The organism is Rhodococcus sp. 66b (genome assembly GCF_002076325.1).
GTDB lineage: Bacteria > Actinomycetota > Actinomycetes > Mycobacteriales > Mycobacteriaceae > Rhodococcus_F > Rhodococcus_F erythropolis.
The window spans coordinates 407210-422466 of sequence record NZ_MUZB01000005.1 but is presented as its reverse complement, the minus strand read 5'-3'; the positions used below and the strand labels follow the sequence as shown (position 1 = coordinate 422466).

Sequence of the window (15257 nt, the reverse complement as noted above, 5' to 3'; positions counted from 1 at the left end):
GATCGAGAGTACAGAATGCCCGGTCAGTCCAGGTTTGTCCGCGCAGGAGTATCCGTTAGCACCGTCACATCAGTCAGATCTTCGACGACGGATTCGACGGGCTTCGTTCGCGACGGAACGAACAACCAACCCGTCGCCGACACGACGACTACGGCTCCCATCACCGCGAAGGCCGCCGAGTACGACACATGCTGGGCGATCAGCCCGGCACAAATCGGCGCCACTACCCCACCGATGTCGGACATCATCTGGAATACCGCCAGAACGGGTCCGCCTCGGGCCGTCGATCCGACAACATCGGCAACCGCGGCCTGCTGGGCCGGACTCATGAGCCCGGAGCCGACACCAGTCACTGCGGCGATGGCGAAGAACACCACAAGGTTGTCGGTGAATCCCATTGCGATGGTTCCCAGACCGCAGATGAGCAGACCGCTCACGACAAAGGGCTTGCGTCCGAAGCGGTCCGAGAGTCGTCCGGAAACGATCAACACCAACGCGTTTCCGACGGCAAAGATCGTGAGAGCGTAGGCCGCTATCGACGGGTCTCGGTCGAGGAACTCCACGACGAACAGAGGGACCATGGCAACGCGAACTCCGAAGATCACCCCGCCGAAGGCGAGGTTCGATCCGAGCGCTGCCCGGTACACCGGCGACTGAAGCCCTTCTGCGAGAGTCATCGACTTCACATCGACAGCCTTGTCCGGTGACGCCAGGTGAGATCCACGCAGGCTCACGAAGACAACGAGCGCGGCGATCACCAGCGCAACTGCGTAGATGATGAACGGCATCCGCAGACCGAACTGCAACAGCGCACCGCCGACCAGCGGGCCGCCGATCGATCCCATGAGAAAGCTTGTCGCGTACAGCCCCGAGACGCGGCCGCGACTGTCCGGCGGTGACATGCGAATGATCAGCCCGAGAGCCGACACCGTGAACATCGTCGACCCGATACCGCCCAACGACCGGAACAGCAGAAGTTGCCAGTACTCCCCGGCGAAAGCGCACGCACCGGTCGAGACCGCGACGATCAAAAGGCCGACGATGTAGACCGGACGCTCACCGAGTTTCTGTACCAAAGTGCCGCTCATCGGCGCGAACACCAATCGCATGAAAGCGAAAGACGAGATCACGATCGTGGCGGCGGTGACCGATACGTCGAAGCTGCGCGCGAACTGAGGTAGAGCCGGTGCGACCAACCCGAATCCGAGGGCGATGACGAAGCTGGCGGCGACCAGTACCCAAATTTCCTGTGGCAGCTTGGCTGCACGAGTTTTCATGTCGCCCGGAATTCTAGCCGGGCGACACGAGCGGTCCGCGAGCTAGTTCGCCTTCAAGACGCCGGACACCAAGTCCTTGGCCGCTGCCTGAACCTGAGCCAGATGATCGGCGCCCTTCATCGACTCGGCATAAATCTTGTACACGTCCTCCGTGCCGGACGGCCTCGCTGCAAACCACGCGTTCTCTGTCGTCACCTTGAGACCACCGATCGCCGCGCCGTTTCCGGGCGCCGCGGTCAGTGTCGCCGTGATCGGTTCACCCGCCAGTTCGGTCGCACTCACCTGATCGGGAGACAGTCTTGCCAAGACTGCCTTCTGTGCGCGTGTCGCGGGTGCATCGATCCGTGCGTACGCCGGGCTCCCGAACTTCTCGGCCAACGCGTCGTAATGCGCTGACGGAGACTTTCCCGTCACCGCGGTGATTTCCGACGCGAGCAACGCAAGGATGATGCCGTCCTTGTCCGTCGTCCAGACGGAACCGTCGTGGCGGAGGAAGGATGCACCGGCGCTTTCCTCGCCGCCGAATCCCACCGACCCGTCGAGCAGACCGGGAACGAACCACTTGAAACCGACTGGAACCTCGAGCAATTCGCGGCCCACACTGCTGACCACGCGGTCGATCATCGAGGAACTCACGAGTGTCTTGCCCACCTTGGTGTCTGCGCGCCACCCTGGCCGGTTCGCGAAGAGATACTCGATGGCAACGGCGAGATAGTGATTCGGGTTCATCAACCCGCCGTCGGGTGTGACGATGCCATGGCGGTCGGAGTCTGCATCGTTTCCGGTCGCGATGTCGTAGCGATCCCGAATTCCGATCAGCGACGCCATCGCGTCGGGCGACGAGCAGTCCATGCGGATCTTGCCGTCAGTGTCGAGCGTCATGAATCGCCAGGTCGGATCGACGAGAGGATTCACCACTTCGAGGTCGAGTCGGTGAGTTTCGGCAATCGCGCCCCAGTAGTCGACGCTTGCCCCGCCGAGGGGATCTGCACCGATCCTGATTCCGGCATCGCGGATTGCATCGAGGTTGAGGACAGAGGGGAGGTCTTCGACGTAGTACCGGAGGAAGTCGTAGCGTTCGACGCGGTCCAGCGCCTGCGCCGCCGTGACACGCCGTACCCCGGAAAGCCCCTTGCGCAGTAGCTCGTTCGCTCGATCGGCGATAACCGACGTCGCATCCGTATCCGCGGGTCCGCCGTGTGGCGGGTTGTATTTGAAGCCGCCGTCACGTGGCGGATTGTGTGAAGGCGTCACTACGATGCCGTCGGCCTTTGCCTCCGGTCCGGTCGAGTTGTATCGCAAGATCGCGTGGCTGACAGCCGGGGTGGGCGTGTAGGCATCGCGTGAATCGACGAGGACGACGACGTCGTTGGCGACCAGAACCTCCAAGGCCGACAGCCAGGCAGGTTCCGAGAGCGCATGTGTGTCGCGGCCGATGAACAGTGGTCCGTCGATGCCCTGCGAAGCGCGGTACTCGACGATCGCCTGGGTTGTCGCCAGGATGTGAGCTTCGTTGAACGCCGCGTCGAGACTGGAACCGCGATGTCCTGAAGTGCCGAAAAGTACCTGCTGCATCGGGTTCTCGGGATCCGGGGTGCGCGTGTAATACGCGGTGACCAGATGAGGAACGTCGATCAGATCCTCTGGCAGAGCCACTTGTCCTGCTCGTTCGTGCGCCACGAATCCCCCTCGGCCCGGTGGTCGACCACTGTGTCGACGCGACTGTGGACAATTGTCTACCCTGGCCGCGTGGCGTGCACGCTCGACGCCGGATCGGTCAATCCGTGATCTGGATTCCCAACCACGCAGCGGACAGTCCGACGATCAAACTGACGACGATGTAGATCAGCGAGAGGGCCGTCTGGCGCCTCTCGACCATCCCGACATTTTCGTTCGCAAAGGTCGAGTAGGTGGACAAGCCACCGCAGAATCCGGTCGCCAGAAGTGCGGCCATCTCGGTGGAAAGAGCTGCCCCGGTGAACAATCCAAGGAGGAAGCAGCCGATCACGTTGGCGGCGAACGTCGCAGCCGGGAATCCCTTGTACGCGGGCACATACCGCGCCAACAGGTACCGGCCACTCGCACCAGCGCCGCCGCCGAGCGCCACCAGGAGAACTGTCATGCCGACGCTCCGTCCCGCGCGCGGATCCAGCGTTCACCGAGCCCTTTGCCCAGTGCAGCGGCGAGGATCGCGGGAATCAGCGTCCCGAGTACATAGAGAATCGATCGCCACGGACTCTCCGTCACGGCGTGAACCGCGAAGGACGAGAAAGTGGTGAAGCCGCCACAGAACCCGGTGCCGAGAAAGAGGTACCCAACCTTGTTGTGGACGAGGAGGGCCGCGAGAACACCGAGAACGAACGAGCCGACGACGTTGATGACCAGCGTCGTCCAGATGTGGGGAAAGAGCTCCCCCAACCCGTATCGACTCAGTGCCCCCAGTGCTCCGCCGACGGCAACCGCTCCCACCGCACCCGGCAGCTTTAGATCACCCATGCTCTCGCCTCACCCGAAGGAGCCTACGTCCCGGATCGGGCTTTCGGCGGGCGCGGAATGAAGTAACTTGTCCGCTGCTGATACTCGCGATAACCCGGACGCTGTTCCATATGTCGCTCGAGCAACCGCGCACCGGTGGCGAAGACCAGGAAGTACGTCATGGCGATCGGCGAGAGGACAGTCAACACTCCCGGCCACACGGACGCCGAGACGAGGAAGATCCCCCACCAGACGCATGCGTCGCCAAAATAGTTGGGATGCCGCGTCCACGCCCACAAGCCTTGATCCATGATGTGGCCACGGCTACCCGGATCGGATTTGAATTCCTCCATCTGCCGGTCGCCGACCGTCTCGAACGTGACGCCGACAATCCACAGCACGATTCCGAGCACAACAAGAAGCCCGAAGCTACCGTTCGATACTGCTGCGACCTGGATAGGCAGGGAGACGAACCACAACGAAATCCCCTGCGTGAGATAAATCTTGCGGATCGCATACAGCGTTCGATTACCCGTCGCTCGTCCGAGCATTTCTTCGTACCGCGGGTCTTCACCCTTGCCGCGGGATCTGATCGCCATGTGCGTCGCCAACCGCAGACCCCAGATCGCCACCAGCGCAAGCATCAGCAACCGGCGCCAGAGGTCGCCGGTTCCAACTACCGCGGACACGAGCGCGATCAGAACGAAGCCGGCGCCCCACGACACGTCGACAACATTGTGCCGCCCGATCCGTACACCGATGGTGGCTGTCACTGCCATTCCGACGGCGATCGCCAACAGGCTCGTGAGCGTGACCACTCCGAATGCGCCCCAGTCGAATCCGTTCATCGCCGCGACACCCACTGCGGCCGGACCGATTCCATATCCGATCGACCATCACCGTGCGGCCGGACCGACAGAATCTGATCGACGCCCATCCTGCCGTCCCGAAATGCCATTCCTCCGCCGACGAGATAGAGACGCCACACCCGAGCGACTTCGATACCCACGAGATCCACGACGCGATCCCAGTTCGATTCGAAGGTCTCGATCCACGCGTCGACGGTCCGCACGTAGTGCTCACGCAGGGCGTGCACGTCCCGGACTTCGAGTCCACCTTCCTCGATCATCGCAACAGTGCGACCGACCGGCCGCATGTACATGTCCGGCGCGATGAACGACTCGATGAACGGACCTCCCCCGGGGTGCGCACCGGTGCGTGACATCTGCTGAATCAGCACACGGCCACCGGCAATAACGTTGTCGTGGAGCGCTTTCACGTATGTCGGATAGTTGTCCTCACCGACGTGCTCACCCATCTCGATCGACGCGACCGCATCGAAGGGCCCGTCCGGAATCTCACGATAATCTTGGAGCCGGATCTCGACCCAGTCTTCCAAACCGAGTGCGCGGATCTTCGCGTCGACAAAAGCCTTCTGCTCCGCCGAGATCGTGATGCCGACAACCCGAGCGCCGTACTCACGCGCTGCATGCAGGCTCAGCGAGCCCCAACCACAGCCGACATCGAGAAACCGCAGGCCTCGCGCCCGATCGAGACCGACCTTGCGGCACACCAGATCCAGCTTGTCTGTCTGTGAGTCTTCGAGCGTGTATTCCGGCGCGTCGGAAGTCCAATAGCCCGAGGAGTACGCCATGTTCTCATCGAGGATCAGTTGGTAGAAATCGTTCGACAAATCGTAGTGGTGCCCGATCGCTTCGCGGTCGCGGGCGAGACTGTGCAAGCGGCCCTTCACCTGAGCCTGCGACGACGGTGGAGCCAAAGGTCTCCCGAAAGCACCGAAGGATCGCGCAGCCTTGACCGCGGCCAGGACGAGAGACGGGGTCGGGGTGATCGACCCGAGCCCCCGCTCGGCAGAGACCTTCCACACGTGTGTGAGCGCATCACCGAGATCGCCTTCGACGTCGAGTTCACCGAGAACATATGCCTGCGCCGCTCCCAACTCGCCGGGATTCCAGAGCAAGCGTCGCAGCACATTCGGGCTGTAGAGCGTCACTTTCGGAGCATCTTCCGGACCTGCTGTGCTGCCGTCCCAAGCAGTCAATCTCACCGGAAGTTCGCCGCCGACAAGTGGACTGAGGATGTCCGAGAGACGACCCGCAACGCCGGTACCTTGTGCCGTCCGATCCATCGTGGCGGTCATCGCTGGTTCCTCCGATCGAGAACAATTTGCTGGACGTCGAGATACCCCGAGCGAAACCCCGCCTCGGAGTAGCAGAGATAGAAATGCCACATGCGCGCGAACACTGCGTCGAACCCGAGCGCGGACGCTTCGTCGGCGCGAGCACTGAAACGCTCGTCCCACAGCCGCAACGTCTGCGCGTAGTGATCGCCCATCGACATCCGCTCACGCACCCGAAGGGTTGTCATGCGTTCGGTGACGTCCTCTATCGCCCGCACCGACGGGAGAAATCCGCCGGGGAAGATGTACTTGTGCACCCAGGTGTAGGTGTTGCGGGTCGCGAGCATCCGATCGTGCGGCATCGTGATGGCTTGGATCGCCGCGCGCCCACCCGGCGCCAGCAGGGCGTCGATCGTCTGGAAGTAGCTTCCCCAGTACTGGTGGCCGACAGCCTCGATCATCTCGACCGACACGACGGCGTCGTACTCCCCCTGTACTTGCCGATAGTCGAGAAGGTCGACCTGAACGCGATCTGCCAGTCCCGCAGCGCTTATCCGCTTCGCCGCCAATTCCTGCTGTTCGACCGACAGTGTCACTGAGCGCACCGTTGCTCCGCGCTCGGCTGCTCGGATCGCCAATTCTCCCCAGCCTGTGCCGATTTCGAGCACTCGCGAACCGGGACCGACACCCGCACCGTCCAGCAGGCGATCGATCTTCCGATGCTGAGCCGCTGCGAACGCGTCCCACGACGGGGTAGCTCCCACCGACAGATCCTCGAAGAGAGCACTGGAATACGTCATGGTGTCGTCGAGGAACAGTTCGAACATCTCGTTCGAGAGGTCGTAGTGCCGGGAGATGTTCGAGCGCGTGTTCTGCGTCGAATTCCGCTCACTGCGAGGCTGCTTCGGAATGTAGAGGCCTCGTAGCCGCTGCAGGAAGTCGGGAATCAGCGTCGCCACCCGGGAGGCGAAGACTTCCAGGACCGCGGTGAGGTCGGAGGCTTCCCAATCGCCCGCCATGTACGACTCGCCGAATCCGATCAACCCACTGTCGCCCACACGAGCAGCGAAGTCGTCTGGACGGTGGATGACCATCAACGGCGAATCCGGACTACCTCCACCGGAGAACTCACCGTTGGGCATCTGAACGCGCAGCGGCAAGCGCGCGACCGCCTTGTGGAACAGAGCGCGGGCAACCGGCGACGCAACCCTCACTTTGAAACCGCTGGGCACCGTGGCAACGCCCGGCCACCGCTCGGATTCGATCGTGTGAGCGGAAGGTTCGGTGCCGAGAGTGGTCGTGGTCATTGCACTGCCTCCTGCGGGTGATGTTGCGGTCGGGGAACGATAGGTAAGCGCCTGGCCCACAGCCGGATTCCTTGAAATCTGATCTGCGCGGCGACTCGCAGCGGAGCCAGCGGGATGGAGAGCGCACTGCGGACGATCTCGCGCGTCGTCGCCGGCACACAACGACCGGACACCGTGGCTACGAATGGCGCCTTGCCGTCACGGGCCAGAACTATCGAGAGCGCGAGCGCGGTGTCGGGTAGCGGAAGTCGCATCCGGTACTCGCCGTCCAGATCGTTGAATGGAGACACGTAGAACTCTTTGGACGTGCGAGCCCCGCCGCGTTCGTCGGTTTCGAGCAGGTAGCAATGCCGCTCGCCGTAGGTGTTGTGAACCTCGGCAACGACGCACCGCTGACTGCCGTCGTCGTTCAGACACCAGAACACACTCAGTGGGTTGAACACATGCCCGAGAACACGTGCGTTCGCAAGCATGAGGATGCGGCCGCCGGCGAACTCCAATCCGTTAGTTGCCAGAAAAGACTCGACGTTGGCACGAATCGATCGGGTGGGGTCGCCGAGGTGATCTCCGGCGTCGAACTTCGCCAAGGATCGCAGTGCCTTCGGGAGCTCGGGCAGATCGTCGACGTCGACGAGCCAGCTGTAGCTTCGGTACTCGAACTCGTTGTGCAACGGCTCCGTTCGTACGTGTCGGATGCTCGTATGAACGATGGACGGCGTGATGGGTGCAGTCACGGCCACCGACCTCCGACGCGTTCGGCGGCGCGCAGGCCAGACAGTGCACCGTCCTCGTGGAAACCCCATCCGTGGTACGCACCGGCAAACGCGAGCACGTCCGAGTCCAACTCGGGAAGCCGCGCTTGAGCGGCGACGGAGGTGGGTGTGTACTGCGGATGCTCGTAGGTCATCTGATCGATCACCGAGTCCGGGGACACCATTTCGTCTCCCCCCAACGTCACCAGGTAGCGCCGACCGGTCTCCGGCAGCCGCTGCAACCTCGTCATGTCGTAGCTGACCAGAACGTGATCTGGCTTCGCGTTGCATTCAGGGATGTAGTAGTTCCACGACGCGCGCGCATTGGTGTTGCCGGGCAGCACATTTTCGTCCGTGTGAAGTTGGGTGTGGTTGACGGAGTACGGCATTGCGCCGAGGACCTGGGATTCGGCAGGCGTCGGATCCGCCAAAATCTTCAGTGCTTGCTGCGGATGCGTTGCGACCACAACTGCGTCGAAGGTCTGGATCTGGTCGTCGCCGTCACGAATGTCGACGCGATCGTCGAACCGGTGGACGGCGCGAACTGGCGTGTTCAGGCGGATATCCCCGATACTTTTGGCGACGAGACGAACGTATTCGCCCGATCCACCGGTGACTGTTCGCCAGGTCGGCGATCCAGTGACGCTCAGCATTCCGTGGTGATCGAGGAACGAGAACAGGTACCGCGCGGGATATTTCAGCGCCGAGCCGGGATCACACGACCAGACTGCCGACACGAGCGGAGTCATGAAGTGAGCGGTGAAGTAGTCGGAGAACCGGCCGCTGCGCAGAAACACTCCCAGTGTCTGGTCGGGTGCCGACGGATCCGTGTTGTCGAGCAGGGCGCGGGCACGGCGATGGAAGCGCTTGACCTCCATCAACATCGACAGAAAGCTGCCGTTGACAAGGAGCCCCGGCGTCGGGAGAACGCCGCGCAACCCTTGGCCTCCCGAGTACTCGAGCCCGCAACCCCCACACCTGACCGACATACTCATGTCGGATTCCTGCGTAGGCACATCGAGTTCTGCGAACAATCGCAACAATGTCGGATAGGTGCGATCGTTGTGAACGATGAACCCCGTGTCGATGGCGAGGCTTCGCCCTTCCGGGTCGGTGACCGAATGGGTGTCCGCGTGCCCGCCGAGCCGTGAATCCGCTTCGTAGAGGGTGACGTCACTGTCCTTACTGAGCACCCACGCCGCTGTCAGACCTGCGACACCACTACCGACGACGGCCACCTTGCGCTTGTCGGAACTCATCGTCGTTCTCCCATCTTTGTTGCGGCTACCCCGCGACTCATTCGTGCGATTGCATCCGCGACGAGGCGATGCCAGGTCGCCGCCCGACGGAGCATGAAGTGGCCTGCGCCGCCGATGCCGATCCATTCAGCGCTCTTACCCGACTTCTGCAGTTCGTCAACTTTCCGACGAGACGCTGCCGGGTCGGTCCACGAGTCGGCCGTGCCGTGGAGCACAACCAGTGGTGTGTCCGAACGCAGATTCACCGACGTTCCATCGGGCCACCACGGCGCCAGCGCAACCACACCGACCACCGCCGGATCGCCACACAGTTCGGCGGCGACCCGTCCGCCCATCGAGTGGCCCAGCAAAATCACCCGAGCTTGTGCATTACGTTTCGTTATCGCGTCGAGTGCGGCTCGAGCGTCGGCGACCGGACTGCGCTCGGCACCGTTCCAACCACGCACCCGATAGCGAGCCTGCACCGCTCTCACACCGGAGCGGCGAAGCTGAGCGGTGAACGGGCGCATCCGAAGGTTGGACAGATGCCAGGCGCGAGCCGGGCGATGGCTCGAGACCTTTCCTCCAGGCAGCACGAGCACCACCAGGTGCTGGTCACCGTCCTGCTGTTGCCGTCGGTTGGGCGTCATGCATTGCATTCGGAGCCGAAAACCATTTGGATGGGGTTCGTAGAATTTCTTTTGTGAATCGTGAAGCACTCGTCGGTGACGTCCTCGACGCCATGGACGCCAACTTGGTTTCCCATGCCTGCCACCTGCATGAACACTTGCCGACTGCATCGGTCACCGTCACTGCGGACGTTGTCGTCGCAGACAGCGGCCTCGCCGACGACACTTTCAACATCATCGCTGGTGCTCGCTTCGCCGTACCTGCCGACGGGCCCGAAGATCGGCGACTGATCGACATCCTCGCCTCGATTCGAGCAACCGGACGTCCGTTCTCCTGGTGGACCGGACCCCGCGATAATCCCTCTGACCTCGGGGCTCGCCTGTCCGCCCTCGGCTGCGTGCGCTCCGAGGAAGAACGAGCGATGACGGCGGACCTTGACGTCGTCCCTCATCCGACGCCTGTCCCAGAACTCTCCGTTCATCGGGTGACTACTCGTACCCAGCTCGCCGACTATGCCGCCGTGATGGCCGCCAACTGGTCGCCGCCCTCAGCCGCAGTAATTGGATTCTTCGAAGACACCGCTGATGCCGCCCTCGATGAGCGTTCGCGGAGTTCGTTTGTCGTGGGGTACGCGAACTCCCAGCCTGTCGCCGGAGCCGAGGTCCACTTTGCCGCCGGCGTCGCCGGCCTGTATGGCGTCGTCACACTCGAAACGGCTCGCCGACGCGGATTCGGCTCGGCGGTCACCCTTGCCGCACTCGACATCGCCCGCGAGCGAGGTGCCCGAACAGCAGTACTTCAGGCGTCCAGCGACGGCGCACAGCTCTATCGAAACCTCGGCTTCGACGATGTCGGCACCTACGCCGAGTACTCGATCGGCAGCAGTTAGACGTCCCCGCGGGGACGCTTTCACCCCGTATCCGTGAAGGTGTCGGCACCCACATCTACCATCGAACGTACATTCGAAATGATGTCGGACGCGAGCCGGGGGGCAACCATGAACGCAGCTTTAACCGAGAACGCAGCACTGATCGATGAAGATACGCAGGGTTCCAACCGAGACGACGTGGATCAGCTCGGCTCGGAAATCTGCGCCCTCGCCGGCCAGATCGCCGCGGCCACGGCTCGATTCCTTACCCTCCTGTCGAAATTCGACGAAGACCGCGGATGGACCGGTCCGGGACTTCACTCGTGCGCCCACTGGTTGTCGTGGAAGTGCGGAATGAGCCTGCACACCGGCCGTGAATACGTTCGCGTCGCCAAAGCGCTCCGACCTTTGCCCGAGATGCGGAAGGCCTTCGAGCAAGGCCGCCTGTCCTACTCGAAGGTTCGCGCCCTCACCCGGGTCACCACACCCTCCAACGAAAAGCAGATGGTTCGGTTCGGATGTGAGGCGCCCGCAGCCCAGATCGATCGTCTCGCCGCAGGTCTGCGTAAAGCAACCGACAACGAATCCGGCAAAACCAAAGCGGTCGAACATCTTCAGGTCCGCTGGCATTGGGACCCGGATACGGGCGAATTTGTCATCAAAGGACGCCTGCCTGCGCAGGACGGCGCCCGAATCCTCGCAGCGTTAGCTGTGGCGGAACGTGAACGCACCCGAATCGCCGCCATCCGCCCCGTCGACGAGAAGGCCGCAAAGAACCCGGTCGGAAATATCGGGCCAGGTCTCGTCGCGATGGCAGAGCTCGCCACCGCCGCAGTCACGGACCGCACGCCCAAGGCCGCCGCGAACGAAGTTGTGTTCTTCCACGAAGCGAACACCGTCCGAGTGCCGAGCGGACCCGCATTGCCTCAAAATGCCGCTGAGGAAGTGCTCTGCAACGCCAAGCTTCGCCTGGGAACGACCAAGGAAGGATGCGTTCTGAATCTAGGTCGGCGGACTCGCGTCGTCAGCGCTAAACAAATGTTGGCATTGAACTACCGCGACGGATGCTGCCGCACACCAGGATGCGGACGGACCCGCTTCCTGCACGCACATCACGTGAAATTCTGGGGACGCGGCGGCAATACGGACTTGGACAATTTGATCATGCTTTGCGGTACCTGCCACCGCGCGCTGCACGACGGCAAGTTCACGATCTCTGCACTCGGCGAGCAGAAGTTCGAGTTCCACTACGCCAATGGAGACGTCATCGACACAGCACCGCCAACAGAGGGGTTCGCCGATGACCTATTGCGCGGAGACGTACCCGACGACGCGATCGTGCCGGCGTGGAGCGGGGAGCCCCTCCACCTCGATCACGCGGTCAGCGTCATCCTCGACGGCTGGGCCGCGTGAGCAAACATTGGTCTAGTCCAATCTGAATCCGTCGTGAACAATCGGACAACCCTCGCATTCAGGTAGTGCAATTGGTCTAGTCCTATCGCAATATCTTTAGCGTGACCAAGAAAATCGCACGCACCTCAGCCGCTATCACACTCCTCCTCGCCGGCGCTGTTGCTGCCGGAACTGCAACTGCTGCAGCAATTCCCGGATCGTCCGACCTCAATCCGTCGGCCGCCGAGAAGACAGTTGTCATCGGCCTCGACGGCACTATGCTCAGCCACATCAAGACCGCCGACGCTCCCCGTCTCCAGAAGTTGATCGCCGAAGGAACCAGCGGAGAATCTTCCATCCTCGGCCACACCACCATCTCCGGACCGTCGTGGTCGACCATCCTGACCGGAGTCTGGGACACCAAGCACGGTGTCAAGGACAACACGTACGCAGGCGCCCGCTTCGACCTCTACCCGAGCGTGTTCACACGGTTGGAAACAGCACAGCCCTCTCTGCTCACCGAGTCGATCTCCACCTGGGGCGGCATCGACAACATCGCATCCAGCGGCACGCCGAAAGCCGACGTTGTCGTCACCACTGCCGATGCAGGTTCCGGAGCGGCCACCGATGCTGCGACCGCTGACGCCGTCGCCCGCGACATCACTGACAAGGGACCTGACCTGATCTTCACCCAACTCGATCAGGTGGACGGCGCGGGGCACAGCGGCGGCACCAACGGCGCTGCGTACGAAGAGTCCATTGCCTCGGTCGACGCTCAGGTGGGCAAGATTGTCGATGCCGTTGATCAACGCGCAGCGAAGACCGGTGAGAAGTGGACGGTTCTGGTCACTGCGGATCACGGCCACAAGCCTGCCGGAGGGCACGGTGGCCAGACGCCGGCGGAAGCAACGACATTCGTCATTGCACGCGGTGCGGGATACGCGGCCGGCAAGACCACCGACGCGTACACGATCGCCGACATCACACCGACCATCCTCCAAAGCCTGGGCGTTGCATTGCCTGCCGATCTGGACGGTAAGCCGCTGGCCAAGGAAGCTCCCGGCTTCGTCGGCTCGGTCGACCTGGGATTCTTCGGCTCCTGATCGCAAGAAGACCCGGGTGCTCAGCAGAGTGCCGCAGCAAGACCGCAAAAAGGTCGGGCCGGAGAGCGTGTGCTCTCCGGCCCGACCTGTTGTGGAGCTGCCGGGAATTGAACCCGGGTCCTACGTTGAATCGCTAGGGCTTCTCCGTGTGCAGTTCGCTAAGTCTCTACTTGGATCTCCCAGTCTCGCGAACAAGCCAGGATGACGATCCCAGTCACTGTTTGATGTCCCATTCGACTCCGTGACCGAGCCGAACAGTAAAGCCCTCTAGCTGATGCCAGGAACCGGGTCGAGGGCAACCCCGGGCTGACAGACACGCTTCGCTACTTAGGCAGCGAGAGCGTAGTCGCGCTGATTGGAATCGGCGCTTATAGGTTTGCAGCGACGCTTACGGTGGTCTCTTGCCTGCACCGACACGCTTCCCCTAACTCAACACACGCAGTCGAAACCGTTCAGCCCCGTGTGTGCCCCGCGTCTTTCGTGGGGCTATTCACTATAACGCGCCGAAGTTCGGAAGTCATACCAATTAATCGGCGGCACTTTCCGTGTCCTTCGCCGCAGCTGATTCCCTGATAGCTGCGGTCTCACGCTCTGCAGCACCGGTGATGTTGGTGATCATCCCCTGGAAGACAACTCCGTGGAAAGGCAGGATCGAGTACCAGTACGCCCGGCCGGCGAGCCCGCGAGGGAAGAAGACCGCACGCTGATCGAGATGCGAACCCACCGGCCGTCCATCCGCACCCGCCGGACCTTCCGACACTCGCAACTCCAACCATGCTCCGCCCGGGACCTTCATCTCGGCGCGCAATCGGAGCAACTTGCCTCGATCGATTTCTTCGACCCGCCAGAAGTCCAGGGCTTCACCGGTGTTGAGCCGACGTGGATCCCGCCTACCCCGGCGCAGTCCGACCCCGCCGACCGCGCGGTCCATCCACCCCCGGATGGCCCACGCCAAAGGGAATGAATACCAACCATTCTCGCCGCCGATCGACTCGACGACCGACCAGAGGGTTTTCGGATCCGCAGCACAGTCACGTTCGCGGTGGTCTACGTAAACTGCCTCCCCTGCCCAGTCTGGGTCGGACGGAAGAGGATCGGACGGCGCTCCCGCGATCGTCGCACCGGACCACGCCGTCTCCACCTCACCGGTCTCGATCTTGCGAAGCGCCAAACGCACAGCTTCGCGGTACGGCGTGAGGCCCTCAGCGGGAGGCGGGATGAAGTCGTCGATGTCGTGGTTGTGCATCACCGCGTCGTTCTGCAGTGATTCGATCAGTGGCATCGCCAAGCCCCGTGGGATCGGCGTGACCAATCCCACCCAGTGACCTGCCAGACGCGGGGTGAGGACAGGCAAGACGAGGATGCGTCGGCGTACCAATCCTGCGACGTCGGCGTAGGTGTTCATCATCTCGCCGTACTGCATGACATCTGGCCCACCGATGTCGAAGGCGCGGTTGACCTCCGGCGTTGTCGCCGCGGCTGCGATCAAATAGTGGAGTACGTCACGCACCGCGATCGGCTGAATGTTGTTGTGCACCCACTTGGGTGTGGTCATCACCGGAAGTCGATTGGTCAAGTGGCGCACCATTTCGAAGGACGCCGAACCCGATCCGATCACCACCCCAGCTTGAAATACAACTGTCGGAACCTCGGAGTCGAGGAGGATCCGACCGACTTCGAGCCGAGACTGCAAGTGAGTCGACAACTCTCGGTCGGACGGATGAAGCCCGCCCAGGTACACGATCCGGCGCACCCCCGCATCGCGGGCAGCGGCGGCGACGTTCTCCGCGCTTCGCTTGTCGATATCCGAGAACGACCCTCCACCGCCCATGGCGTGAACGAGGTAGTAGACCACGTCGATATCGTCGAAAACACCTGAGAGGGAGGCACTGTCGGTCAGATCCCCACGCTTGATCTCCACGGAATCATGCCAGGGAACATCGCGTAGTTTCTCCGGGCTGCGCACCACCACTCGAACGCGATGGCCCTCTTCGACCAGACGAGGGGCAAGACGTCCGCCGATGTATCCGGTCGCACCCGTGATCAACACTCTCACTGCGTCCATCACCCCACGC

14 protein-coding genes and 1 other RNA gene are annotated in these 15257 nt (G+C 62.4%); 3 read left to right on the top strand and 12 right to left on the bottom strand.

All coding sequences use genetic code 11. From position 1 onward, the window contains the following. Positions 1–23: 23 nt before the first annotated feature. The 10 genes from B0E55_RS12250 to B0E55_RS12205 all read right to left on the bottom strand — a co-directional run bounded on the left by B0E55_RS12250 (position 24) and on the right by B0E55_RS12205 (position 9839). Complete coding sequence (locus tag B0E55_RS12250; protein ID WP_029255079.1) at positions 24–1277, bottom strand: MFS transporter; 1254 nt, start codon at positions 1275–1277, stop codon at positions 24–26. A gap of 42 nt (positions 1278–1319) precedes the next feature. Then, positions 1320–2957, bottom strand: coding sequence for a phosphoglucomutase (alpha-D-glucose-1,6-bisphosphate-dependent) (gene pgm, locus B0E55_RS12245; protein WP_080909767.1), 1638 nt, complete (start codon positions 2955–2957; stop codon positions 1320–1322). Positions 2958–3054: 97 nt separating this feature from the next. Next, a complete protein-coding gene (crcB, locus tag B0E55_RS12240) occupies positions 3055–3399 on the bottom strand; it encodes a fluoride efflux transporter CrcB (RefSeq protein ID WP_019747865.1) in 345 nt (114 codons plus the stop codon). After that, complete coding sequence (locus B0E55_RS12235) at positions 3396–3773, bottom strand: fluoride efflux transporter FluC (protein ID WP_019747864.1); 378 nt, start codon at positions 3771–3773, stop codon at positions 3396–3398. The genes crcB and B0E55_RS12235 overlap by 4 nt, the downstream gene beginning before the upstream one ends. A 23-nt stretch (positions 3774–3796) precedes the next feature. Next, a complete protein-coding gene (locus B0E55_RS12230) occupies positions 3797–4600 on the bottom strand; it encodes a DUF1295 domain-containing protein (protein WP_031332085.1) in 804 nt (267 codons plus the stop codon). Next, a complete protein-coding gene (locus B0E55_RS12225) occupies positions 4597–5913 on the bottom strand; it encodes an SAM-dependent methyltransferase (protein ID WP_080909766.1) in 1317 nt (438 codons plus the stop codon). The genes B0E55_RS12230 and B0E55_RS12225 overlap by 4 nt, the downstream gene beginning before the upstream one ends. Continuing rightward, positions 5910–7199 carry an SAM-dependent methyltransferase gene (locus B0E55_RS12220; protein WP_020969267.1) on the bottom strand — a complete coding sequence of 430 codons (1290 nt, stop codon included), beginning with the start codon at positions 7197–7199 and terminating at the stop codon, positions 5910–5912. The genes B0E55_RS12225 and B0E55_RS12220 overlap by 4 nt, the downstream gene beginning before the upstream one ends. Continuing rightward, complete coding sequence (locus tag B0E55_RS12215) at positions 7196–7939, bottom strand: DUF1365 domain-containing protein (protein ID WP_024487210.1); 744 nt, start codon at positions 7937–7939, stop codon at positions 7196–7198. Before B0E55_RS12215 ends, B0E55_RS12220 begins: the two co-directional genes overlap by 4 nt. Then, the gene (locus tag B0E55_RS12210) at positions 7930–9210 is read right to left on the bottom strand and encodes an NAD(P)/FAD-dependent oxidoreductase (protein ID WP_019747859.1); all 1281 of its coding nucleotides are present in this window, start codon (positions 9208–9210) and stop codon (positions 7930–7932) included. Before B0E55_RS12210 ends, B0E55_RS12215 begins: the two co-directional genes overlap by 10 nt. After that, positions 9207–9839: an alpha/beta hydrolase gene (locus tag B0E55_RS12205; RefSeq protein WP_020969265.1), complete on the bottom strand. Its 633-nt coding sequence runs from the start codon at positions 9837–9839 to the stop codon at positions 9207–9209. Before B0E55_RS12205 ends, B0E55_RS12210 begins: the two co-directional genes overlap by 4 nt. 53 nt (positions 9840–9892) lie before the next feature. Between B0E55_RS12205 and B0E55_RS12200 the strand changes: the two genes are divergently transcribed. From B0E55_RS12200 to B0E55_RS12190, 3 genes are all read left to right on the top strand, one after another. After that, entirely contained in the window at positions 9893–10708 is an 816-nt protein-coding gene (locus B0E55_RS12200) for a GNAT family N-acetyltransferase (protein ID WP_198538414.1), read from the top strand. A 108-nt stretch (positions 10709–10816) separates the two neighbouring features. Beyond that, positions 10817–12100: an HNH endonuclease signature motif containing protein gene (locus B0E55_RS12195; protein ID WP_069145917.1), complete on the top strand. Its 1284-nt coding sequence runs from the start codon at positions 10817–10819 to the stop codon at positions 12098–12100. A gap of 101 nt (positions 12101–12201) precedes the next feature. After that, the gene (locus B0E55_RS12190) at positions 12202–13182 is read left to right on the top strand and encodes an alkaline phosphatase family protein (RefSeq protein ID WP_046378361.1); all 981 of its coding nucleotides are present in this window, start codon (positions 12202–12204) and stop codon (positions 13180–13182) included. 89 nt (positions 13183–13271) lie between these two features. On the opposite strand, the gene ssrA is transcribed toward B0E55_RS12190, so the two are convergent. Together ssrA and B0E55_RS12180 are read right to left on the bottom strand one after the other, a co-directional pair. Continuing rightward, positions 13272–13642: a transfer-messenger RNA gene (gene ssrA, locus B0E55_RS12185) on the bottom strand. A 66-nt stretch (positions 13643–13708) separates the two neighbouring features. Continuing rightward, positions 13709–15247 carry an SDR family oxidoreductase gene (locus tag B0E55_RS12180; RefSeq protein ID WP_041814882.1) on the bottom strand — a complete coding sequence of 513 codons (1539 nt, stop codon included), beginning with the start codon at positions 15245–15247 and terminating at the stop codon, positions 13709–13711. Positions 15248–15257: the final 10 nt, after the last annotated feature.

Coding starts and splice junctions, on each gene's coding strand:
- B0E55_RS12250 (WP_029255079.1), bottom strand. CDS start 1,277: ATGAAAACTCGTGCAGCCAAGCTGCCACAGGAAATTTGGGTACTGGTC.
- crcB (WP_019747865.1), bottom strand. CDS start 3,399: ATGACAGTTCTCCTGGTGGCGCTCGGCGGCGGCGCTGGTGCGAGTGGC.
- B0E55_RS12235 (WP_019747864.1), bottom strand. CDS start 3,773: ATGGGTGATCTAAAGCTGCCGGGTGCGGTGGGAGCGGTTGCCGTCGGC.
- B0E55_RS12230 (WP_031332085.1), bottom strand. CDS start 4,600: ATGAACGGATTCGACTGGGGCGCATTCGGAGTGGTCACGCTCACGAGC.
- B0E55_RS12225 (WP_080909766.1), bottom strand. CDS start 5,913: ATGACCGCCACGATGGATCGGACGGCACAAGGTACCGGCGTTGCGGGT.
- B0E55_RS12220 (WP_020969267.1), bottom strand. CDS start 7,199: ATGACCACGACCACTCTCGGCACCGAACCTTCCGCTCACACGATCGAA.
- B0E55_RS12210 (WP_019747859.1), bottom strand. CDS start 9,210: ATGAGTTCCGACAAGCGCAAGGTGGCCGTCGTCGGTAGTGGTGTCGCA.
- B0E55_RS12205 (WP_020969265.1), bottom strand. CDS start 9,839: ATGACGCCCAACCGACGGCAACAGCAGGACGGTGACCAGCACCTGGTG.
- B0E55_RS12195 (WP_069145917.1), top strand. CDS start 10,817: ATGAACGCAGCTTTAACCGAGAACGCAGCACTGATCGATGAAGATACG.
- B0E55_RS12180 (WP_041814882.1), bottom strand. CDS start 15,247: ATGGACGCAGTGAGAGTGTTGATCACGGGTGCGACCGGATACATCGGC.